This window comes from Streptomyces sp. NPDC058697 (assembly GCF_042715345.1).
GTDB lineage: Bacteria > Actinomycetota > Actinomycetes > Streptomycetales > Streptomycetaceae > Streptomyces > Streptomyces liliifuscus.
In genome coordinates this window covers 582,476-603,990 of record NZ_JBHXSU010000002.1, presented here as the reverse complement: position 1 = coordinate 603,990, position 21,515 = coordinate 582,476, and the positions used below count along the sequence as shown (strand labels likewise).

The window sequence follows — 21,515 nt, the reverse complement described above, 5'->3', positions numbered from 1 at the left end:
TGGCGGGTCGGGTCTGTGTGGGTCCCCAGCGGTTCTCAGGGGCTCTGGGTGAGTGCCCTGACGTTGAGGCCGTTGGGGGATTCGATCTGCTGGAGCGTGTGGAAGACGACCGCCGCGTCCCGGTGCGGGGGCCCGTCACTGCTGGGATCTCCGCCGACGAGCATGCCGACGATGACGGCGTTGCCGTTCTCGATCTTGAACACCGGTGACCCGGAGTCGCCGGGCCTGGGGCCGGTCGAGACCGGCTTGGTGGCCTCGGCGAGGCCGATGGTGCAGTCGTTGGCGTGTCCCGGCTCCCTGCTGCACGACTTGCCTTCCGTCAGGGTCCGGACCGTGAACCCGCAGTTCGCCCTGGTGACCATTCCGCTGTAGCAAAGGCTGTCGCCCAGGCTCGCAGCGCCTGTGTCCACGACGCGCATCGCGCTGGGGACCCGGGGGTCGACCCAGAGGGTGGGCGCATAGGTCTGCGGTCCGGTCTGACTGGGGACACCGGTGATCAGTTCCATGTCATGTGTCCCATTGGGCACGTTTTTCTGGTATTTCACGACCGTGACCGCGCCGAAGTCGATCGCGCCGCCGGCGTCGTTGCCGGAGCCGAGAATGCGGTTCCGTGTGAAGCAGTGCCCGGCGGTCACCATGCCCACTGTCCTGGGGTCGGATTTGCTGCGTACGGCGAATCCGGCGGTGCAGTCGTAGGTGGTGGCGGTCGGGAAGACCGAGAGACCGGCGCCCCCGCGGTGCGGCTGTACGTCGTTCAGCCGGTCGTACGCCGCCGCGACGGCGGCCGGGCGCTGCGGCGCGTCTAGTGCCATGGGCACCAGGCAGAGCAGGTCCACCGTGGCGAGGGCGACCGCGTAGCTGGTACGTGCTTTCGTCGGCATGGCCCCTCACAGCTCGATGTCGATGACGATGCCGCCGAGCAGTCCGCGCTTGGCGGGCAGATAGTCGGCGTGCACCAGGCGGCGGGCCACCGGGACGGGTACGCCGGCCACGGGTACGGTCTCGGCGGCGGTGTCCGGGTCGGTCTGGTACAGCTCGTGTTCCTCGACCAGGAACCGGTAGCGGGACAGCAGTTCGGTGGGGCGGGCCGGGAAGTCGACCGTCCAGGCGAAGGCGTTGCCGTCCGGCTGACAGCTCAGCTCGACCGGGTCGCCGACCGGTACCCAGTCGAGTTCGTTGCCGGCCGCCAGTTTCTGCAGGGTGGCCCGGACCCGTCGGCTTCCCTTCACCGCGGCGAGGCCCGAGCCGATCCGCCGGCCGAGTTCATTGAAGGTGGCCGGGCCGGACAGTCGTAGCCGCGGGTGGTTGTCGACGGTGGTGGCGGTGACGGTCCGGTGCGGTGGCAGCTGGGTGAACTCGGCCACCACCGCCTTCGACAGCTCCAGGCCCTGCAGAGCGAAGGGCTGGTAGCGGGCGACGGCCAGGCGCAGGAACGGGAAGTAGGCGGTGGGTCCCGCGGTGGCGAGGTCCACGTCGATGTCGACGTACCAGAGGCGGCGGTCCGCGTCGTACGTGGGCGTGTAGGCGGCGATGGACACGGTTTGCGGGGTTGCCCCGGTGGACTCGGCGAGTGGCAGGTCGGTGGCCGTGGCGGTGGAATTCGGGAAGTTGGCCGTCGACGGCGGGGGCATGGCCGTGGTGTCCGCCCAGACCGGGTCGATGCCCCATCGTGTGGCGTACTCGTCGGGCAGTTCGCCGTCCGGATCCAGGAGTACGGCGAGGAGTTCGTCGTCGCCGGAGGAGTACCACGGGCGGTTCAGATAGAGCCGCAGACCGGCGAGATGCCGGGTCCGGGTCACCGTGCGGGTGTCCTGGTCGACCGTCCGTGACCAGCGGAACGTCGGCACGAGGTGGCTGACGTCCGGCGGCTCGGGGCGCCGGGAGCTCGGCACCGGCACGGCGACGCCGGGGCCGGTCCTGGTGACCAGTTTCGGGTCGCCGGTGATGCTCGGGTGGAAGTACTCGCGGAAGCGGGTCATGGCGACGGGCGTGTAGGTGAGGTTGCGGTGCCGGGTGTCGCCGAACTCGTGGGCCCGTGAGAGGCCGACGAGGTCGGCGTCCGCAGGAATGGTCGTGTCGTCGAGGTGGGCCAGGTGGTTGAAGCGCCGCGGTCCCGCCTGGGTGACGTCGTCGACCCACTCGCTCCAGGCGCCCTCCATGGCCACCTGGGCGGTGCTGTCCCCGTGCACGAGCAGGTTGCCCAAAAGCCGGGCGGACATCTGTCCGGGATCCCGGTCGGCGCTCGGCCTGTCCAGCTCCGGCGGACGCAGCGGCTTCTCCACCGCGTGCACCAGGTCCAGACGCACCCAAGGGGTGAGCAGCCAGTTCTCGCCCGCCGCACTGACCTGGGTGAAGAAGTCGCGGTCCCGCTGCCGGAGCCCCGCCCAGTAGTCGGAGCGGGTCAGGAGGGTCCACTGGTTGAGCAGGGGGAGGTCGGCGGGGTCGAGATAGCAGCTGAGGTAGACACGGGCGGTCTCGCTCTTCGTCAGATACACCGTCAACCGGCGCCGCAGCAGGGTGTCTTCGAGCAGCGGCTCGTCGTCGCCCTCCTGGATGCGCAGCACGAACGGCTTGGCCTGCGGCCAGGGCCCGGCGAACGAGACCAGGTAGTTGCCGGTGGTGCCCGGCAGACCGCGCAGACAGACACCCCGGGCGAGTGGATCCGGCAGATACGGCAGCAGGAGCTGGTCGCGGTCGTGGATCACGAACTCGCCGGTCTTCAGGCCCGCGCCGCGATGGGTGAGCGGCAGCTCGGTCAGCGGCTCGGTGTCGTCCACACTGTGCTTGGCCACATGGATCTCGCGGCGCAGCAGCAGGTCGGTGGTGAAGTGCGGGTTCTCGGGATCGCTGACGACGGTGTCCAGGAACGACCCGGACTCGCGGGCGGCGGAGGCGAAGTAGCGTCGGCGCACCCCTTCGGGGACGTCAGGACCGAACGCCGGGTCGTAGCAGCCGTGTTCCTCGGCCATGCGCAGCGCGCACTTGGGCGGCGCGATGTGCCGCTCGTCGCGGAAGCGGTAGCTGCGGTCCAGATGGTCGATGCCGGAATCGGTGCCGTGGTCCGGAACGTCCGAGCGCAGCACGCTGTACCGCAGGGCAGAGATCTCCCTGCCGTCGTCCTCGACCGTGCTGCGGATGACGAGCCGCTCCGCGGACTCGCCCTCGTTGAACGGCTTCAGAGGTACGACCACCGGCTGCGGCACGGGCTCCCAGCGCCGGTACGTCAGGGCCGGCGTGGCCAGTTCGTCGGGGACCGGGGCGGCGGGGGAGAGGCTGTTGCCGGCCAGGTCGACGGAGCGCGCCCGCAGCCGGTAGGTCTCGCCGTAGCGCAGGGCGGGCAGACTGCCGGGCTGCGCGGTGAACCGGGTCTCCAGCGGCACGTCCGGGGAGACCTCCGGCACCACCGCCTCCGGCCGGTCCTGGAGGTTGATCGTCTTTCCGGGGCGCGCGGCGACCAGGCTCCACCCCTCCCAGCCGAACAGCGCCTGGTGGCCGTACAGTTCGTCGGCGTCGGGCGACTGCTTCGTCACCGCGCTGGTCTTCACCTGGCCCTCGTCGGGCCGGACGACGAGCGGGACGGGCACTTCACCTGGGCGGCGGATGGTGTACGTGCCCACCCGCCGGCACAGCGAGTGCCAGCTGTGGACCTCGCCGGTGGTGTCGGCGACGCCGACGTCCACCCGGTAGCCGCGTACCAGGTCCTCCGCGTGCAGCTTGGGGTCGACGGGCGTCGCGACGCGCTCGCCGTCCGAGCCGATCCGGCCCGCCAGCCGGTGTTCTCCGTCGGCCACGAGCACGGTGAGTCCGCTCCCGCGCGCCGCCGGGGTACCGGTGCCCAGCTGTTTGCGTGCGGGCGCCGTGTCGTCGAGGAGGCCCTGGTCCAGGCTGTTGATGGCCCTGGCGTAGTCGACGTACTTCAGTGCCGAGCCGTCCACGTCGAGATCGGTCACCTGGAAGGCGTCCGAGCCGAGGTTGAGCATCCTGGTGCGCAGGACGTCCTCGTCCGCGGACAGGGGCTCGAACCTGGAGCCCGCCCGGTACCGCAGTCTGGTCAACGGCCGTAGACCGGGCGCGTGGAGCAGGTCCTTGTCCGGGTGCCCTTCGAAGGAGACCTGGACCGAACCCTCGTCGCCCAGTCCGGGCGGTGCGGTGAAGAGCAGGTCGACGACCAGCCCGAACCTGCGCTGCAGTTCGGGGTAGTCGGCCAGCAGCGTGCATGCCTGATGGAAGTCGACGCGGTGCGGCTGTGGTTCCGGCGCGGCCGTCCGGTCGGCCGACGACGGTGTGCGGTCGAAGAAGCGGTGGGCCTCGGCGAACGCGAAGGTCTTGGCCTCCGGCTCGTACGCCGGGTTGCCGGTGCGCCGCATGACCCTGGGGGTGTAAGGCGACGCGTCGTCGGCGACCCCGTGGCCGCGGTTGAGCAGGGTGTCGAGGGTCGAGTAGACCGTGGACGGATCGAGCGAGAAGTCCTTCACCCCCTCACCGATCAGTGAGAGGACCGTGCTGGGTGAGGGGAACCGGCAGCCCTGGTTGAGGTCGGGGTCCGGCGGACCGCACTCGCCCAGTTCACGGGCGGCGGCCTCCAGCCGGACGCGGTCGGCCGTGGTGGCGACCGCCACCTCCCGGTACAGGCCGGTGACTTCGGTGTGGACCGCGGTCGCGGGATAGGAGCGGAGGGTCTTCCTGACCGGCTCGGCGAGCGCCGCGCGTGACTGTCCCGGCGGCTGCACCAGGGTGTCGTCGCGGAACAACGTGGTCCATGTGCCGCTGTCGGCAGGCGGGAACCGGTCGGCGGGCGTGGTCGAGGTGACCGTACCTGCCGGTCCGTCCGAACTGTCGTAGAAGGCGAGGGACATGCTCGCGACGAGCCCGTTCAGGGTGGCCGGCCAGTCGCGCATCCCCGCGTAGTCGCCGAGTCGGGCGGATCCGGTGAGCAGTGGAGTGATCAGGACCGAGACCCGGAGGATGTCGTGACCGCCCGGGTCCTTGCCGACGACTCCGTCGGGCAGCACGGTCCAGCGCAGGGTGCGGGTCGGGGGTACGGGGTCGCTCCCGGAGGGGCTGGTGGTCACCGGGTCACCCCCGCGAAGGCGGTGCAGTACTCGAACACGGGGTCCCGCTCTTCTCCGGTGACCGGGTCGGGGTAGCCGGCCATGAGGTCGGCGAACGTCGGTGGGCTGATGGGCGGGGGATCGGCTGCCGCGAGCCCTGCCGTCGCGGCCAGGGGGGCGGCGCCCGAGCCGGCGAACCGCTTCTCGCAGGTGATCTCCACCGACTCGGAGAAGAAGCCGATCTCGATGCTGATCGTCAGGGTAGCCCGGCCGACCGCATAGCCTTCGCTGTACCCGATCTCCAGATACAGCTCGATCGAGGCGGACACCAGGCCGAGCACGTCGACCTCGCCGCGAGCCCGCAGATACCCGACCAGCTTCACGCCGCACTCGATGTCCAGCCGGAAGTAGACCCCGGCCATCACGGAGAGACTTCCGCTGGCCACCCCGAAGTCCAGGGAGACCGCGGCGCCGAACTCAAGGGCGGCCTCCAGCACCTTGATCTTCTCGGCGGACAGCACGATGCCGAAGTACCCGCCGCCGCCCAGCATGGAGACGGTGAGCCGGAACGGCGCCTCCCGGCGGCAGAACGCGAAACCGACCTCCAACGTGCCGCCGATGAAGGGCACTTGGAGGGAGGCGCTGAGCGCGATGTTCTCCAGGCTGAACACCCCGACCGCCGCGCTCGGCAGCGGCATCGAATAGTTCGCCGTGATGCCGGACCTGGTCACCTCGATCGCCGGCGGGTCGCTGAAACCGTCCAGCGGGATCAGCTCGCGCAGCGTCTCCACGAAGGACAGTTCGTTGACGAACCGGACGCGCCCGAACTTCACCTCGATGTCCGGCTTCTTGCCGATCCGCATGGTGAACCGGATCCGGTCGAAGTGCAGTTCCAGGCCGGTGAGCACACCGGGAACCAGGATCAGGTCGAAGTTGGACAGCGTGCAGGTGACGTCGGCGCCCTGCGGGACGCCCTCGCGCAGCGCGCCTCGCCGGTCCACCACGAGGGTGAGGTGCCCGGCCGCTCCGTCGGGCAGATGGAAGACGGGGTCCTTCGGGGGCTCCGGCCAGTCGCTGAGATCGGGCGCCCATTCCATCCTGGCGTTCACCACGGCGGCCAACTTGGCGCCCTTGGCCGCGAGTTGAATCGCGTCCTTGAGTGCCAGGGCGCCGCCGACCGTGTCCTGCCAGGTCGCCACCTGCTGCTGTACGCGTTCCAGTACGGCGCGGACTCCGGCGTCCGTGGCGGCGGGCAGGTTGTCGCGCAGCAGGGTCAGCGCGGTCGAGAAGGCCTGGAACGCGTTCTCCACGTCGTCGATTCCGGGCGCCTCGGGGTCGTCCTTGAGCCGGCCCACGACGAACGCGGTCAGGGTCTCTGCGAAGATCACCGCCGAGTCGGTCGTCCTGATCACCAGGGTGGCGATCTCCGGGAACAGCCGTTCCAGCGAGGCGGTGAGACCGCGCACCCGGCGCAGATCACCGAGGAAACCCGTGACGGCGTCGACCGTCTCGGCGAAGAAGTTCGGTGCCTGGAGGTTGTCAAGGCCCGTCGCCTTGAGCAGTTCCACCAGCGGGATGACCCCGAACAGCTTGGCGTTGTCGCCGAAGAACGCCGTCGGGTCGAACCCGCCGCCGGCGATCGCGGACCAGTCGTATCCGGCCACCTCCACCGCGCTCCCGCCCGGTGGAGGTGGCAGCGGTGGCGCTGCGACCGGGCCGGTCAGCCGGGACACGCCCGCCACCGAGAAACTCGGCGTCACCAGGGCGCCGGACTTCTCGCCCGCGTCATGGAAGGTCATCGGCGCGGAATCGAGGAGCTCCACGAACAGCTCGCCGCCGTTGCCGTCCCCGAACCCGTGCTTGACGAAGGGAGGCGGGTAGCGAAGCGGCACCGCAGACCTGAACCCGCTCAGATGGCGGACCTGCGGAAGCACCCCGCGCGCCCAGCGCAGCCGGGGCACGAACCGAGGAGCGGCCTCACTCTCCCCGGCCAGCAACTCCTCGGTGGTCTCCATGCCCCAGACAGCCTCCGCGACGTCGAGCGCGGTGTCACCCGGTGTCGTGCTCGGCGCCAGCGCCATCGACTGGCCGCGCAGGGCCGCGGTCACCCGTCCGACGGGCGCGGTCGGATCCGGCGGGCCGGAGGTGGGCCGACTGTCCTGCGCGTTGTACCGGTCGACGACGGTACTCACGGCGGTGGGCGACTCGTGCGCGGTCTTCCCCAGGAACAGCAGGGGCACCTGGAACTCGACCAGCCTGCCGTCCCGGTCGACGGCGCTGACGGAGAACCGGAACGCGTCCTCGGGCCTGGTCGGATCCCTGCCGTACGGAACGGCGAAGAAGGCGTACTCGTTCGGCAGGATGCCGTCCAGATTGGCGGGCTCGGCCAGATCCGGGGTCACCGAGGTGAGCAACTGCACGCTGGTGAAGGGGAACAGCAGATGCAGCTGGTCCCGCGGCGGGTCGCCGGGCCCGTAGACCTCACGGTCGTAGTTGATGACGGGTTCGCGCACCACGATGAACATGCGCTGAGACAGATAGGCGCCGCGGTCCGGACGAGTGTGGTCGAACTTGCGCTCGGTGACCTTGACCAGCTCGGCCCGGTGGCCGAACGGGCACAGCCGCCCGGCGTACATGACCCGCACATAGTGGTCCCGGCCGAGGGCCGCGCGGTGCCGCCACTGAGTGATGTCCAGGTCCGTGGGCGGAACCGGCCAGCGGCCGATCGAGTCCAGGCCGCCGCCGAGACTGGACAGGGTCAGGTTGCGCACGTCCACCGGCTCGGGCGGCCGGTCGCCGGTGAGCGCGAAGTTCGAGGTCAGGTGCACCAGTTGGTGGCGGTCCCGGGAGTCCAGGGGCATGCGGAACTCGTACTGGCGCGGTGGGGGCAGGCTGACCCGGTCCGGTACGAAGTCGGGGTCCCGGGTCCACACGACCCTGGCGGTCTCCTGCCGCAGTCCGGTGTGCCACAGCGCGATCCGCTCCTGCGGCTGCGGCGGGTCGAGCGCGACGGTGTGGGTCCAGCGCGCGTCCTGGGTGGGCGACAGCAGCAGGCGGTAGGGCAGTTCGATGCCGGTGCGGGGGTTGGAGGGGTCGGCCAGGGGGTTCTCCGGCCCGGGCCTCGGTTCCAGGCCCGGTTCCACGCCCGCCTCCGGCTCCGGCTCCGGTGCGGCGATCGCGGGCGGGTTCATGGTGGGACGGCGGGTGCCGAGCACCGCGGACAGCGCGGTCTCCGGGTCGTACCGCGCGGTGAGTTCGGCCAGGGTCCGGACCGCCCGCAGGACGTGTTCGGCGCGATGTTCCGCCACGGCCTCGGCTAGTCGTGCGGCGACCGCCGGCGTGACCGGCGCCCGCGCCGCGTCGACCACACGCAACGGCAGCGTGCGCATGGCGGTCAGCAGGCCGGCGGGCGAGTAGTCGATCCGGTCCTGCTCACCGACGACGAACACCAGGGCGCTGCGCCCGCCGATCCGTGCGGGCACGGGCGGCGCGGGGTGGGGTTCGCCCGGACCCGATTCACCCTCGGCGGGCAGTCCGGGTCCGGCGGACTCGAAGAACGCCTGCTCGGTGACGTGCTGAGGGCCGAACTCGACCACCACCCAGCCTTCGACCGCCGGATCGGCCCGCAGAAGTGTTCGCCTGCCGAGCAGCGGATCGTCCAGGCGGAGCCCCAGGAAGCTGAATCTCAGATCCAGCAGATCTTCCGTACGTAACAGCCTGATGGGTGCCGGATTCGGAATCGAAGAGGTCACCAGCCGCTCCTGCCCAGGTGATGAGTGTCCGCGCCGGTCGCCGACGGTAGCCCCGGCCTCGCATGCGGCTCAATATGCGAATTAAGCCGTATGGGTGATTCATCTCGGATGTGCACCCGAACGAGTGAGTGACGGTCTGGTGGGAGGTTTGACGTTCAGTTTGTGTCGGTGCGGTGGCGCCACTTGGGGGTGTGGCCGGGGTATGGCCACTTGGAGTGGGGTCCGGGGGCCATGTCGCGATATGGCGTTAGTCTTCTCTTCGCGCCGCTGCCCGCGTCGCGCGGAGACGTTCGACAGGACCAGGACGGAAGCATGCCGGGAGAGATTTCGCCCACCGGGAAGCACTCCGGCTCGTCGCCCGAGCTGCGGGCCTCCCATGCGGACCGGGACCGGGTGGTGGATGTGCTGCGTATCGCGGCGGGGGACGGCCTGCTGACCGCGGACGAGTTGGACGAGCGCCTGGAAGCCGCCCTGTCGGCGCGGACTCTGAGCGAACTGGCCACGCTCACCGCCGACTTGCCGCCCGTCTCGGCCGCGACCGGCACGACCGTGGCCGAGGTCAAGGACGTGGTCCGGATCGAACAGGTCCACAGCGGCGCGATCGAGCGCCTTGGACGCTGGGTGGTGCCGCGGAGGATGGAACTCGCGGTGACGTACTGCGAGGTGACGCTCGACTTCACCGACGCAGTGATCACACACGACACCCTGCGGATCGACGTAGGCATGACGGGCAAGACCCTGACGCTGGTCACGAGGCCGGGTGTCGTGGTCGATACCGACGGTCTGCAGCTGGTGCACAGCAAGGTCAAGTACCGCCGGACTCCGACGAATCCTGACGCGCCCGTCACTCTGCGAGTGGAGCTGGTCGGTCTGAAGTCCTTCGGCCGCGTGGTGGTGCGGTCCCGGCGTCGGACGTTCGGCCGGTGGCTGCTGCGCAGGCCCTGATCCCTTTCCGCAGACGCTTGCAGCTGTTCTTGCAGCCCCCGGCCGTCAGCGTCAGCTGTGTTCGACGGGTGTTGGTCCGTCGCCGGGGCGTGGTGTTGCTGCCCAGGAGGGGCGCCAGACCGTCTCGGGGAGCGGTGCCAGGCTTCCGAAGTGGTTGATGACTGCCCGGAGTCCTGGGTGCGGATTCTCTCGGGGGAGGATGAGCGAGAGCGGGTACGCGAGCGTCGGATTCACGATCGGGATACGGCGCAGGTCGTGGTTCGTCGGCCAGATGTACCGGTCGCGCGAGCCCACGAGGGTTGCCACGTCCGCGGAGTCCGCGAGGATGTCGAGGAGCACCTCGTTGCCGAAGTTCGGCCCCGCTGCGTCGACGCGGAGGTCGAAGTCGGTGGCCAGCTGATCGTAGAACTCCGCCCATTCGCTGCGCGGCGCGATACCCGGCACCCAGATCCGGTGTCGGCGCAGCTGGGTTGGTGTCAGTGTCCGAGCGGAGGCGAGCGGATGCCTCGGGCCGACGAGGAGTTCCAGCGGGGAATCGAAGGCGTGGATCATCTGCACGTCGCGCGGCAGTGTGGCCGGGTCGGTGACCGAGCGGAACGACGCGTCGAGCTCGCCCGCCTGGACGGCGGTGACCGCCAGGCGCGGGTCGTTGACTCTGAGGGTCACCACGTCGAGGTCGGTTTCGGGGTGCGACCGCCAGTAGTCGTGCAGGACGACGGCCTGCGCGGATCGCAGGCCGAGAACGTCGATCCGAAGGGCCCGCGAGCCCGGTCTGATCGCGGTGACGGCGCGATCGACACCCGTGACGATGCTCCGGGCGTGCGGGAGGAAGGCCTGGCCGTCGAGTGTCAGCTCGACCCCTCTGGCGGTGCGGGTGAACAGGCGGACGTCGAGTTCGCGCTCCAGGGTCGCGATCCGCTTCGACACGGCCTGTTGCGTCACGCCGAGCTCGTCGGCCGCGTGCTGCAGCTGCCCGAGCTCGGCGGCGCGGACGAACGATCGCACCGCCTCGGTATCCATTGAACGAGCATAGACGTGCCCAACCGATGGTTGTGGCTCGCCCGGGAGTCGGTTGTTTGATCCCGCGAGGGTGCGTCCGGTGTGATTCAGCGACTCGAACATCGGTTGTCGCGAGGGAGTCGCATGCGCGTGCAGTTGGGGCGCAGTTTCGGCTGGCTGTGGTCGGCCTACGCCGTCAGCACATACGGTACGTGGCTTGCCTTCGGCGCGTTTCCGCTGATCGCGGTTCAGGTGCTGCACTCGTCGGCGTTCGCCGTGTCGTTGCTGGAGGCGGCCGGGCTTGCCGTCGCGGCGATCGTCGCGTTCTCCCTCGGGCCGTGGGTCGAGCACCGGGCCAAGCGTCCGGTGATGATCGCGATGGACCTGATCAGGTTCGTCGCGGTGGCAAGTATCCCGATCGCGTACGTCCTCGGCCTCCTGTCGTACGGCCAACTGTTGGTTGTCTCGGTCATCTCCGGCACCGCGAGCATCGCCTTCTCCGCCGCATCCGGCGCGTACCTCAAGTACCTCCTCCGTGGCGACCACCTTCTTGTGGCGAACGGGAGATTCGAGGGCACGAGCTGGGTGGCGACCGCGGCGGGCCCGCCCCTCGGCGGCGCACTCATAGGGGTGCTCGGCCCGGTCATCACGGTCATGGCCGACGCCCTCAGCTACCTGCTGTCCGCGCTCGGTGTCCTCCGTATCCGAGGAGGCGACATCGCGGCACCCCGCGACCGGGCCACCAGGTTGCGCGGAGCCGACCTGCTCCGCGGCTGGCGGTTCATCCTCCACGACCGCGTACTGAGACGCCTGTTCCTCAACTCGATCCTGGTCGGCGGCCTCATCATGGCCACCGCCCCGCTCCTGGCAGTCCTCCTGCTGGGCCAATACCACTTCCCGGCCTGGCAATACGGTCTCGCCTTCGGTATCCCGGCGCTCGGGGGCTTCGCGGGCGCCCGCCTGTCCGCGCGCCTCGTGGCCCGCTACGGCCGATATCGGGTCATGAGCGTCTCCGGCTGGCTGCGATCACTGTTCCCGCTCGGTCTCGCGTTCGTCCGGCCCGGCGTCCCCGGACTCCTCACCGTGATCATCGTGGAGGGCCTGCTGATCACCTGCATGGGCATCTTCAACCCGATCTACGCAACAGAACGCCTGCAGCGGACTCCTGTGGAGCGCACCGCCCAAGTGCTCAGCACCTGGAGCGCCACCAGCAAACTCCTGCAAGCTGCGCTCATGGTGATCTGGGGCGTCCTCGCCACACTCACCAGCCCGCTCACCGCGATCACCATGTCCGGAGTCCTCCTGCTCGCCACGCCGCTCTTGCTGCCCAAGCGGATGCATTTGTCGGCCGCTGAGCCTGCGGTGCCGAGCGAAAGTCCGGGCAGCATGACTGCCGTCTTTTGGATGGCGTGCGATCAGGCCGGCGTTCCGGAGGGCGGTGGTGTGCTGGCCGGCGGACGGGGCCGAGACCCCTGCCGTACAGGCGATTCGCTCGACCGGTCGGGCGGTAGGGTCCGTACGTGCGTTGATCTTCCGGGCGGCGGCCAAGCGCTGCCGCAGACGGTGTGGGTGACCTCGATGAGTCTGAGGTCGCCCGGCTGGCATACCCGTCATCACAACACCGGAGATCACGCAATGACTGCTCAGCAGCCCATCACCTACGACGCGTTCGTCGAGCTGGCCGCCGCTGATTCAGCTGTCGTCGGCCTCCTCCTCAAGGGGTCCCGGGCCCACGAGGGCATGACCACCGAGCACTCCGACCACGACCTGTACGTCGTCCTCGCCGATGGCGCGACGACGGCCCTCACCCGGTGCGCGGGGCACCGCACCCCAGAGCTCGACCTCGTCATCCTCTCCCTCGAAGAGTTCCGCGCCGCCGGAATGCCCGGCTTCGAGCGGTACGCCCTCTCCCGCGCGCGGATCGTGCTCGACCGGCTCGATGGAGGCATCGCCCAGATCCTGACCGGCAAGGCACGGCTCGCTGCCGATGACGCCTTCCGGGAGGCGGGCGAGTGGCTTGATGCCTACGCCAACTCCCTCTACCGCTCGGTCAAGAACGACCGCGACGGACATGCGCTCGCGGCCCGACTCGACGCCGCCGACAGCATCCGGTTCCTGCTGGAGTTGCTCTTCGCCATCGACCGTCGCCCCCGCCCCTACAACAAGTACCTGGAATGGGAGCTGGCCCGATTCCCGCTGCCTGGCTGGGACACCGCCATGCTGCTCGACGCCACGGACCGCATCTCAGGAATGGGCGACGTGCCCACACAGCGTCGCCTCTTCACCCAGGTCGAGGCGGTAGCCCGCCGGGCCGGGCATGGCGCGGTGCTGGACGCATGGGGCGAGGACTTGGACTTGATGCGACCGCAGTAGGAGTGCGCGGCGGGGGCCCGTATCTCCGCTTCGGCGGTCTGCAGCATTCGGGGGATGCTGCCCTGACCGCGCGCGATCAAGCGTGCGACGCTCCCGATTGACGCACGCCACGACGCGGAAGGCGACGATCTCCGTGACGTTCGTCAGCCCGTCGTACGGTCCTGGCCCAGGAGGTTCCAGGCCGAGTCGAACCAGTGCTGCATGCTCGTGAAGAACGTGGAGTCGTGTGACTGCTCGACCTCTTCTCGACGGTGGTACGAGAGGTTCGAGCCCAGGCCGGCTACGTCCAGGGCCTCGATGTCGGTGCCGTCGTTGACGGTGACCGTTCGCTCGACCACGTCATAGGTTCCGTACAGCATGTCGGAGTTGTTGAGCACGTACAGCTTGAAGTGCGGGGTCAGTGGCACCCTGCGGATTTCCAGCCGGGCGTCGACGCCTGCCTCACGCAGCGCCTTGGAGCACTCCTGCATGTCCTTGATGTGTGTGCGGATCGTCGTCTGCCAGCGTTGCCGGACCCGGGAATCGTCCGGGTCCTTGGCGCGTGGGTATGCGAGAGGCTCGTCCTCCCAGGGGAGGAGCGCGCGGACGTGCAGGCGCTCCGGTGAGATGTCCTTCGCCCTGACGCGTTCCGTCTGGTGCCTCAGGTGGCGGGCCAGAGTTGCGGAGGTGAGGGCGAAGACGTCAATAGAAACCGTGGGTTGCTCGAACGCCGTGTCAATCAGTGGAAGGAGCAGCGCGTGATCGCGCCGCTCGGCACCCGGCCTGGCCGGGGCGACAGAAGGGACCTTGGCTACCCGGATGCCACTGCCCTGCCTCGACTCGATCCAGCCATCGGCGGCCAGTTGCCGCAGGACTTGGTGGACAGTGTCGCGGGAGACCCCGTACTCGGCGGCCAGGTGCCGCTGCGGGGGCAGCAACTCACCCGGCCGGAATGCTCCGTTCGTCAACTGCTCGCGCAGGGCATTGTCCACCCGACGGAACGCCGGCCCTCTGTGTTCCCTGCCTCCTGACGACACCACATACCGAATCTATCGCCCCCGCCCACCTGATGAACGGCCGTGCCGCAAACCTTGATGCCCAGTGCAGGGGTAACGCCGGAGGCCAGGGAGGGGAACCGGGCTCATGCCCGGTGGATCGCGTGGCCCAGGTACGTCACCACCGGGCTGCCCTCTGGGTCAAGGACCATGTCGACCAGCTCCGGCAGTTGCTCGTCGGTCAGCGTGCCGCGCCTGCGCCCGCGCGTCGCGCGTACCAGGCTGCGTACGTCGCGCGGCTTGAACGCCGAAACGTTCCGCGCGGACAGTCCCGCCTGGGCGAGGGCCTCGGCGAGCTCCGCCGGGCGGCGCAGCCGGTGTGCGGCGTAGCGGCCGCGGGGCATGATCCGAGTGCCGGGGAAGGCCTGGAAGGCGCCGAGGTAGATGAGGCGAGAGATGGGGGTGCGGTTCACGGTGTCGTAGACGAAGGCTCCGCCGGGGCGCAGCACGCGCGCCGCCTCCGCGAGGACCGCGTCCGGACGTTCGGTGATCTCAAGGGTGTCGGCGCAGTACAGGAGGTCGAAGGAGTCGTCCGGCAGGCCGAGTTCCTCCGCGGGTGCCGTCAGGTACGTGATGCCGAGACCGTCGTCCGCCTCCTGGGCGAGGGCCGTCGCGGCGGGGGACGAGTCGGCGGCGACGACCTCGAAACCGAGCTGGGCGAGGCCGCGGGCGGGAAGACCGCGCCCGCTCCCGACGACGAGCGCCCGGCTGCCGGCCGCCGTGAGGCCCACCTCCGAGAGCACGCGGCGCAGGTACTCAAGCCGTACCGATTGAAAGGTCAGGGCCCGGATGTGGCGGCCGTCGAGGGCCGTGGGTCCGGCCGTGTCGAGTGCGATGTGCGGGGCGGCGGCCATGGCAGGCTCCCTCGACAAGTCAGGTCAGGTTCCCTTGGTAAACCTAGCATCCGTAAGTTCCCTGAGGGAACCCGGCGGCGATACGATGGGCCAGTGACCCGTACCCCCCTCTCCGGCGTCGCGTGCTCGATCGCCCGCGCCACCGATCTGTTCGGCGACGCCTGGACGGCCCTGATCATGCGCGACGTCCTCGTCGGTATCCGCCGCTTCGACGAGTTGGCGGAGGACATCGGCCTGTCCCGCAAGACCCTCGCCGCGCGGCTGGCCCTGCTGGTCGAGGAGGGCGTACTGACGCGCGAGCGGTACCAGACCGCTCCGCCGCGCGAGGAGTACGTGGCCACGGAGAAGGGCCGGGAGTTCTACCCCGTCCTGCTGGCGCTGATGACCTGGGGCGACAAGTGGTACGCGGGGCCCGCCGGACCGCCTGCCCAGATCCGCCACGATGCCTGCGGGCACCTGGCCACGCCGATAGTGGCCTGCGACGCCTGCCGGGAGCCGCTCACGGTGGCCGACACGACCCAACTACCCGGCCCCGGCGGTCGGGTGGGGCCGGGCACACAGCTACTGGGGCCGCTGATCGCTGCACGGGGAGAGGGCGTTCCGGAGACGGCCCCGGCCCACAATCCCGCTTGAACGGGCCGAATCGCCACACCAGCCACGCTCGACCAACCGCGGTACGAACTGTGAGCCGGTGCCCATGCCTGTCGTTCCCAACCGCCCCAAGGTGCGAGCGCCTTGGGGCGGGGGCAGCGAGGGTGACTGCCCCCGCACCGGCCAGGAGTGTCTCGCCCGGGGCCCGCCTCCTGCGTCGCTTCCGACGCGATGCGGTGCCTTGCCGTGTCCTACGCGGTGCCGGGATCGTCGAGGAGCCGAAGCAGCACGGCGGCCTCCGCTCGGAGCCGGGCGGCTCGGTCGGTGTGTGCGGGTGCGGTCAGCTGTGCCGCGGCCTCCAGTCGCTCGGCGGCCTCGGCGCGCACGACATCCATTACCTCGCGCTCGTTCAGCTCACACCGCACCGCTTCGGTGGCGCCGGCACCGACCGGCGACTGCTCAAGGGCCACGCCGCGCAGCTGGGCCTCGTCCACGGGCGCCGCCTCGGCGTTGTCCAGCGCTGCAAGTGCTGATCGCAGAGCGCTCACCGCAGCCTTGTCACGGGCACGCATGGCTTCCGGCAGTGCTTGACGCATACGAAGACGAACAGACATGCCGGTGACCTTATGGCGGTCGCCCTTGGACCCACAACGCGTTTCTGGGCTCGCAACGCGATATACGTGCCGCTCCGGATCTGCCGTCGGCTGAGGCGCCGTGGCCCGGTGGATCAGCCCCGGGCCACCGCGATTGCCCCGGAGAGTCGCTCTCCCGCCTCGTAGATCATGTACGGGACGCCGCCGTCGGTGCCGAAGGAGGGTGCCGCGGAGCGCCCGTTCTCCGGAGCGGTGCTGCGCGAGTTGTAGAAGACGCCGAGGTGGGTGCGCTTGCTGAAGTCGTTGCCGATCTCGGTGATCATGATGTCGCCGCCGCTCTCCTTGTCCTTGTTGTAGACGACGTAGGTGCTGTTGTTGCGGTAGAGCAGGTGTGGGCCGCCGACGTTGACGGCGCCGACGTCGCCGTGCCGGATCAGCGGCTGCTGCTCGGAGGCCCAGGTGCGGCCGTCGGCGGACCAACCCCAGTGGATGTCACGGTGGTTGGTGGTGTTGTTGAGCATGAAGACCATCACGTAGCGGGCGCCGCGTGAGGGCAGGTCGTGGCGGAAGACCCGGGCGTACGACGTCTCGTTGGTTCCGGCCGGGAGCATGGATGCCGACAGTACGACCTTGTCGTACGTGAAGTGGATCCCGTCGGTCGAGCGGGCGAGGCGGGTCGTGGTGTTCTCGCCGTGGAAGTACAGCCAGAACTCCTTGGCGTCCGCGTTCCACAGCACGTGGGGGGACGAGACATGGCTGACGGAGTAGTGCGGTGACCACTTGTTGGAGACGATCGGGTTCGACGGGTACTCCGTGAACGGCCCTTCCAGCGAGTTGCCGTAAGCCAGGCAGATGCCACCGGGCGCGTCGTGCGGCGCGTAGTACAGGTAGTAGCGGCCGAGCGGGGCGCTCAGCTTGTCGTAGACCCCCCTGATGCAGGGGAAGATGATCTCGCCGGTCGGGTTGTACTTCAGCTTGGACGGTGTCAGAAGGGTGCGGACGTAGGTGTAGTCGGGGAATCCGCCAGGCGCTGCGGCCGCGGACTGGGCGCCCAGGGACGTCCCGACGGTGAGGGCGGCTCCGGTGGCCGCGGTGGCCGCAGTGGCGCGAAGGAAGAGACGCCGGTCGAGGTTGTGCTCCTGCATGGTGGCTCCAATGACAGAAGGAAGGAAACTGGCTCGGCGGGACGGGACCGGACGAGGTCCGGGCTCAGAGGTAGCTGGCCGCGGTCACGCACAGGCCGCCGAGGGCGACCGCCCAGACGTACGGCAGGGTGCGCACCATGACCTGTTGGGGAGAGACGCCCGCGTACTGGGCGCTCCACACGGTCTGCGTGCTGGTGGGGTCGGCGACGCCGAAGACCTGGTTGTACGAGGTGGCCATGCCGAGGACGGCGACCGCGGGGTAGATGCCGGCGGCGATGAGGACGCCCGCGATGCCCGCGCCGAGCCCGAACACGTTGAGGGGGCCGCGGTAGAGGCACAGCGGGACCAGGAGCGTGAAGACGAGGACGAACACCACGGGGTTCTGCGGACTGACGGCCTTGACGAGCGGTTCGAGTGCGTCCACGGCACCGGGCAGTTTCACCGCCGCGAGCAGGATGCCGATGGAGATGAACAGGACGAGCGGCGGGGCAGCCACCTCGAAGCCGCCGTACAGGGTGCGCAGCAGCCGCTTGTTCATCCCGCCGGGCCTGGTCGTGGTGACCAGCGCGTACAGGACGCCCGCCAACAGCGAAGGAATGATGGCGAGTTCGAAGCCCAGGGCGAGAACGAGCGGGACGGCGGGGGCGAGCAACGCGTACCAGGGTGCGTCGCCCAGCTCCGCGCGACGTGAACGAGGCTTCGCGCCGGGAGAGCCGGAGGAGCCGGGAGAGCCGGGGGAGTCGACGGACTTGAGCGACCAGGCGTGCTCGGTGCCCCGCCTTCGCGTCTCGACGAGGACGAACGCGAGAGCGGCGGCCAGGGCGAACGGGAAGAGCTTCACCATGAAGCCGCGCACGGTCGGGATCGGCAGTTCCAGTGCGGTCGAGAAGAACTGCCACAGTGGGAGTTCGAAGGGGATGCCCACGGCGATGCCCATCAGCACCGTGCCCGCGGCGGTCACCTTGGGTACGCCGACGGCGATCATGGCGGGGATGCCGATGATGCCGGCGAGCATGGCGGCGGGCGCCGAGCCGGTCACCGTACCGACGAGTGCGGACACGGCGAGGACGCCGAGGGCCACCACGGTCGGGCGGTCACCGCCGAACTCGACGATCTTGCGGACGAGTGTGCCCGCGATGCCCGTCTCGTCGAGGAGCTTGCCCAGCCAGGAGCCCAGAATGATGGCGATCATGGTGGCGGCCAGGGCAGGCGCGCCTTCCTGGAGAACGGTGTCCAGCACGCTGTTCTCGCCGGTGAACGGTGCCCCGGCGAGAAAGGCGATGGCGACGGCGAGCAGGGCCAGCGCGAACGCGGTGGGCAGTCTGCGGGTGAGCATCAGGGCGACGCCGGCCGCCATGACGAGAAGGATGACGACACCCATGGGTCACTTCTCTCTTCCGGGCCGGGTGAGTTCCGCGCGCAGCGCGGCGGTGAGGAGCAGGGGGCTGCGGCCGAGTCCGCAGACGGTTCGGGCGTAGGCGTGCGCCGCGACCTCCTCGGCGCCGGCGACATGACCGGCCATACGGTGGCGCCCGATGCGCAGCAGGGTGTGGTCGAGCGCCTGCTTGAGCGCGGCCTTCGCGGGGCCGTGGTGGAGATGGGCGTGCACCGCCTCGTGGGCCAGCGCTGCCGCGCGCACCGAGCCCGGCGGGTACCAGGCACGCCAGCCACGGGCATCGACCAACTCCTCGGCGAGAGCGAGCGTGTCGGTGTACAGCTCGACCGTCGGGGGCCGTGACGTGTAGCGGGCGAGCAGCATTCGCTCCAGGCCGTCATCCCGCTCGATCACCCGCGCGGTGGACCGGACGGGAGCGAGCCGGGATCCGAACTCGTCCGCCCGGCAGGCCCATTGGCGCAGCAGCTCGCGGTCCCGGCCCTCGTGGGTGGGCGTGGCGGCCAGCAGCCGTACGCCCCACTCGATGTCGTCGACGGCAGTGGGATCCATCAACGCCCGCTCTTGCAGGGCGAGTTCAGTGGCCGTCATGAGCGCACCTCCAGGACTGCGACCACCGGCTCGTCGGCCGCTCGGGCCCGCAACTCGCTGCGCGCCAGGGCCAGTAGAGGCTGGGGATCGAGGACGCCGGACAGGTCGGCGATGCGGGCGCCGAGCAGCAGCCGCAGGGCAGGGGCCCGTACCCCTCCGTCGCCGTACGAGGTGGACTCGCCCACCAGCCGGGCGAGCACCTCCGGGGCACCGGCCACGGTGGTGGTCTCCACGCGGGCGTCGGCGGCGTGGTGGCGTACGACACCGTCCACATCGACGATCCGTATGGGCCGGCGGGTCGGCCGCAGGCGGCGGTGTGTCTCGGTGCCGTAGACGGTGTGGGCGGCGGTGCCCGCGAGGACGTGGACCGCCGCGGGGTCGGTCTTGAGGCTGGCCGCCGCGGCATGGAGCCGCTCGGTGTCGTCGGCGCGGTGGGACCGGTCCTGGGTGCGCAGTTCGGTGGCTCCGGTCGCGACCGCGCGCACGGTGTTGGTCTGTGGGTCGACGGTGACCTCGACCTCGACACCCTCGGCGGCGGCGCCCTGGGCGACAACCGCCCGCTCCGCCTCGGCCCGTACGGCGAGGATCTGCTCCTGCGTCGCGCCGGGCACGATCCGCTCGACCTGTTCCCGTACGAGCGCGAGGGCGACGCCGATGGGGCTGATGACCTCGTTGTGGCGGGCGATCCGGCCCTCCATGCCGCTGGTGTGCGCGAGGTGCGGGGTGACGGACGCGGCACCGCCGCCTCCGCCGACGAGGATCGCCGTGTCCTTGTCGAGGCGGTAGTCGCGGATCATGGCGTCCACCACCGTCTTCACCTGGGCGATGCCCGCGTCGAGGATCCGCGTCGCCGCGGTCGCGACGTCGGTGCCGAGATGGGCGGCCAGCGGCGCTATCGCGGCACGGGCGCTCTCGGGGTCGCAGCGGGCGAAGTCGCCCTCAGGGACGCGGCCGAGGGCATTGGCGGCGCAGGTCAAGGTGACGGCGAAGCGCCCGCCCGCCGCGTCGATCACGGCGTAGTCGGCGGGGTCACCGTCCATGGGCCGGACGGTGTCCACACGCGCGTCGCGCAGCTGGTCGGGGGAGGCGAAGCAGGCGTACGGCAGCCCCGCGATGTGCGCGCTGCGCGGCCCCACCCCCGTCACCCGGCCGCCGCCGATCCGCACCATCGAGCCACCGCCGACACCGACCGTCCGCACGTCGAGGGCGCTCAGATACGAGGTCTTGCCGAGGATGGTGGCGTGCCGGACGGCGACCTTGCCGCGGCGTACGACGCTGATGTCGGTCGACGTGCCTCCGGTCTCGAGGAACACGCCCTCGCTCACCCGCTCCTGCATCAGAGCGCCCGCGACCCCGGCAGCCGGTCCCGACAGGACCGTCAGGAGCGGGCGGCGGCGCATCTCGTCGAGCGCCATCACACCTCCGTCGCAGCGCATCACCATCAGCGGCGCGGTCACGCCCGCCTTCGTGATGGAGGCGTCGACGAGGTCGGCGGTGGCCAGCATCCGGGGCAGGATCGCCGCGTTGACGACGGCGGTGCGGGTGCGCTTGTGCAGCCCGTACAGCGAGGTGATCTCGTGCGCGGCCGTCATCGGCAGCCCGTACGGCCGTGCCGTGTCCAGGACCGCCTGCTCGCCCTCGGGGCGGTCGACGCTGAACGGCTGGCTGGCGACGAGGACTTGAGCGCCTTCGCCCTTCAGCTCCTCGACTGCGCGGCGGACGTCTGCCGTGTCCTGAGGGTCGGTGACATGGGCGTAGGCCAGCGGAAGCCTTTTGCCGGGGGTGAGTTCGAGCTTCCCGAACGACGCGAGGCGGCGGGTGAGCACCGCCGCGGGGCCGGTCCCGATGCCGATCAGTCCGACGGTCGCCACGTCGCCCTCCAGGAGAGCGTTGGTGGCCTGGGTCGTGCCGTGCGCCAGGAACGCGACGTCGGCGGGGGCACCGCCGGTCTGCTCCAGGAGCCGGTCGAGCGCCTCGACGATGCCGTGCGCGACGCCGTCCTCGTGATGGTGGCTGGTGGGGACCTTGACCTGCCCCAGGAGTTGGAGGGTCGTGGCGTCGACGGCTACGGCGTCGGTGAAGGTTCCGCCCACGTCGATGCCGACGCGGATGCGGGGTGTGTTCATATCCGTGCACCTCCTTGTGCTGGATCGGTTCGCGCGGGCGGTCGCCGGGCAGGGCGGGTTGAGTCGCC

At 70.1% G+C, this 21,515-nt stretch carries 13 protein-coding genes and 1 pseudogene; 3 read left to right on the top strand and 11 right to left on the bottom strand.

The window, feature by feature from the left end:
- Window positions 1–35: 35 nt before the first annotated feature.
- The 3 genes from ACFWXQ_RS07200 to ACFWXQ_RS07190 are packed head-to-tail and all read right to left on the bottom strand — an operon-like array spanning window position 36 to window position 8,803.
- Window positions 36–881 (bottom strand): hypothetical protein, encoded by an 846-nt coding sequence (locus ACFWXQ_RS07200; RefSeq protein ID WP_386267725.1) that lies wholly within the window; start codon window positions 879–881, stop codon window positions 36–38.
- Window positions 882–887: 6 nt separating this feature from the next.
- Window positions 888–5,072, bottom strand: coding sequence for a hypothetical protein (locus ACFWXQ_RS07195; protein ID WP_383955773.1), 4,185 nt, complete (start codon window positions 5,070–5,072; stop codon window positions 888–890).
- Window positions 5,069–8,803, bottom strand: coding sequence for a hypothetical protein (locus ACFWXQ_RS07190; protein ID WP_386267723.1), 3,735 nt, complete (start codon window positions 8,801–8,803; stop codon window positions 5,069–5,071). Before ACFWXQ_RS07190 ends, ACFWXQ_RS07195 begins: the two co-directional genes overlap by 4 nt.
- A 312-nt stretch (window positions 8,804–9,115) precedes the next feature.
- On the opposite strand from ACFWXQ_RS07190, the gene ACFWXQ_RS07185 reads away from it, so the two are divergent.
- A complete protein-coding gene (locus tag ACFWXQ_RS07185) occupies window positions 9,116–9,748 on the top strand; it encodes a DUF1707 domain-containing protein (protein ID WP_383938774.1) in 633 nt (210 codons plus the stop codon).
- A gap of 51 nt (window positions 9,749–9,799) precedes the next feature.
- On the opposite strand, the gene ACFWXQ_RS07180 is transcribed toward ACFWXQ_RS07185, so the two are convergent.
- Window positions 9,800–10,768 carry a LysR family transcriptional regulator gene (locus tag ACFWXQ_RS07180; protein WP_383938771.1) on the bottom strand — a complete coding sequence of 323 codons (969 nt, stop codon included), beginning with the start codon at window positions 10,766–10,768 and terminating at the stop codon, window positions 9,800–9,802.
- A 123-nt stretch (window positions 10,769–10,891) separates the two neighbouring features.
- On the opposite strand from ACFWXQ_RS07180, the pseudogene ACFWXQ_RS07175 reads away from it, so the two are divergent.
- Window positions 10,892–12,127: pseudogene (locus ACFWXQ_RS07175) on the top strand (MFS transporter); the annotation flags it as partial.
- Between the two features lie 1,136 nt (window positions 12,128–13,263).
- Here the strand turns inward: ACFWXQ_RS07175 and ACFWXQ_RS07170 are convergent.
- Window positions 13,264–14,091: a GntR family transcriptional regulator gene (locus tag ACFWXQ_RS07170; protein ID WP_383938767.1), complete on the bottom strand. Its 828-nt coding sequence runs from the start codon at window positions 14,089–14,091 to the stop codon at window positions 13,264–13,266.
- A 149-nt stretch (window positions 14,092–14,240) separates the two neighbouring features.
- Entirely contained in the window at window positions 14,241–15,008 is a 768-nt protein-coding gene (locus tag ACFWXQ_RS07165) for a class I SAM-dependent methyltransferase (RefSeq protein WP_383938764.1), read from the bottom strand.
- Window positions 15,009–15,101: 93 nt separating this feature from the next.
- Between ACFWXQ_RS07165 and ACFWXQ_RS07160 the strand changes: the two genes are divergently transcribed.
- Window positions 15,102–15,641: a winged helix-turn-helix transcriptional regulator gene (locus tag ACFWXQ_RS07160; RefSeq protein ID WP_383938762.1), complete on the top strand. Its 540-nt coding sequence runs from the start codon at window positions 15,102–15,104 to the stop codon at window positions 15,639–15,641.
- A 209-nt stretch (window positions 15,642–15,850) separates the two neighbouring features.
- On the opposite strand, the gene ACFWXQ_RS07155 is transcribed toward ACFWXQ_RS07160, so the two are convergent.
- The 5 genes from ACFWXQ_RS07155 to ACFWXQ_RS07135 all read right to left on the bottom strand — a co-directional run bounded on the left by ACFWXQ_RS07155 (window position 15,851) and on the right by ACFWXQ_RS07135 (window position 21,447).
- On the bottom strand, window positions 15,851–16,171 hold the full coding sequence (locus ACFWXQ_RS07155) for a hypothetical protein (RefSeq protein WP_383938782.1): 321 nt from the start codon (window positions 16,169–16,171) through the stop codon (window positions 15,851–15,853).
- Window positions 16,172–16,326: 155 nt separating this feature from the next.
- Window positions 16,327–17,337, bottom strand: a complete 1,011-nt coding sequence (locus ACFWXQ_RS07150; RefSeq protein ID WP_383938759.1) for a hypothetical protein — start codon at window positions 17,335–17,337, stop codon at window positions 16,327–16,329.
- A gap of 64 nt (window positions 17,338–17,401) precedes the next feature.
- Entirely contained in the window at window positions 17,402–18,718 is a 1,317-nt protein-coding gene (locus ACFWXQ_RS07145) for a transporter (RefSeq protein ID WP_383938756.1), read from the bottom strand.
- Window positions 18,719–18,721: 3 nt separating this feature from the next.
- Window positions 18,722–19,321, bottom strand: a complete 600-nt coding sequence (locus ACFWXQ_RS07140) for a hypothetical protein (protein ID WP_383938753.1) — start codon at window positions 19,319–19,321, stop codon at window positions 18,722–18,724.
- Window positions 19,318–21,447 carry a hydantoinase/oxoprolinase family protein gene (locus tag ACFWXQ_RS07135; protein WP_383938750.1) on the bottom strand — a complete coding sequence of 710 codons (2,130 nt, stop codon included), beginning with the start codon at window positions 21,445–21,447 and terminating at the stop codon, window positions 19,318–19,320. Before ACFWXQ_RS07135 ends, ACFWXQ_RS07140 begins: the two co-directional genes overlap by 4 nt.
- Window positions 21,448–21,515 lie beyond the last annotated feature (68 nt).

Bases quoted from the DNA above. Each gene is read 5' to 3' on its own strand.
- ACFWXQ_RS07150 (WP_383938759.1), bottom strand. From the start codon at position 17,337: ATGCAGGAGCACAACCTCGACCGGCGTCTCTTCCTTCGCGCCACTGCG.
- ACFWXQ_RS07135 (WP_383938750.1), bottom strand. From the start codon at position 21,447: ATGAACACACCCCGCATCCGCGTCGGCATCGACGTGGGCGGAACCTTC.
- ACFWXQ_RS07165 (WP_383938764.1), bottom strand. From the start codon at position 15,008: ATGGCCGCCGCCCCGCACATCGCACTCGACACGGCCGGACCCACGGCC.
- ACFWXQ_RS07180 (WP_383938771.1), bottom strand. From the start codon at position 10,768: ATGGATACCGAGGCGGTGCGATCGTTCGTCCGCGCCGCCGAGCTCGGG.
- ACFWXQ_RS07145 (WP_383938756.1), bottom strand. From the start codon at position 18,718: ATGGGTGTCGTCATCCTTCTCGTCATGGCGGCCGGCGTCGCCCTGATG.
- ACFWXQ_RS07185 (WP_383938774.1), top strand. From the start codon at position 9,116: ATGCCGGGAGAGATTTCGCCCACCGGGAAGCACTCCGGCTCGTCGCCC.
- ACFWXQ_RS07140 (WP_383938753.1), bottom strand. From the start codon at position 19,321: ATGACGGCCACTGAACTCGCCCTGCAAGAGCGGGCGTTGATGGATCCC.
- ACFWXQ_RS07200 (WP_386267725.1), bottom strand. From the start codon at position 881: ATGCCGACGAAAGCACGTACCAGCTACGCGGTCGCCCTCGCCACGGTG.
- ACFWXQ_RS07155 (WP_383938782.1), bottom strand. From the start codon at position 16,171: ATGCGTGCCCGTGACAAGGCTGCGGTGAGCGCTCTGCGATCAGCACTT.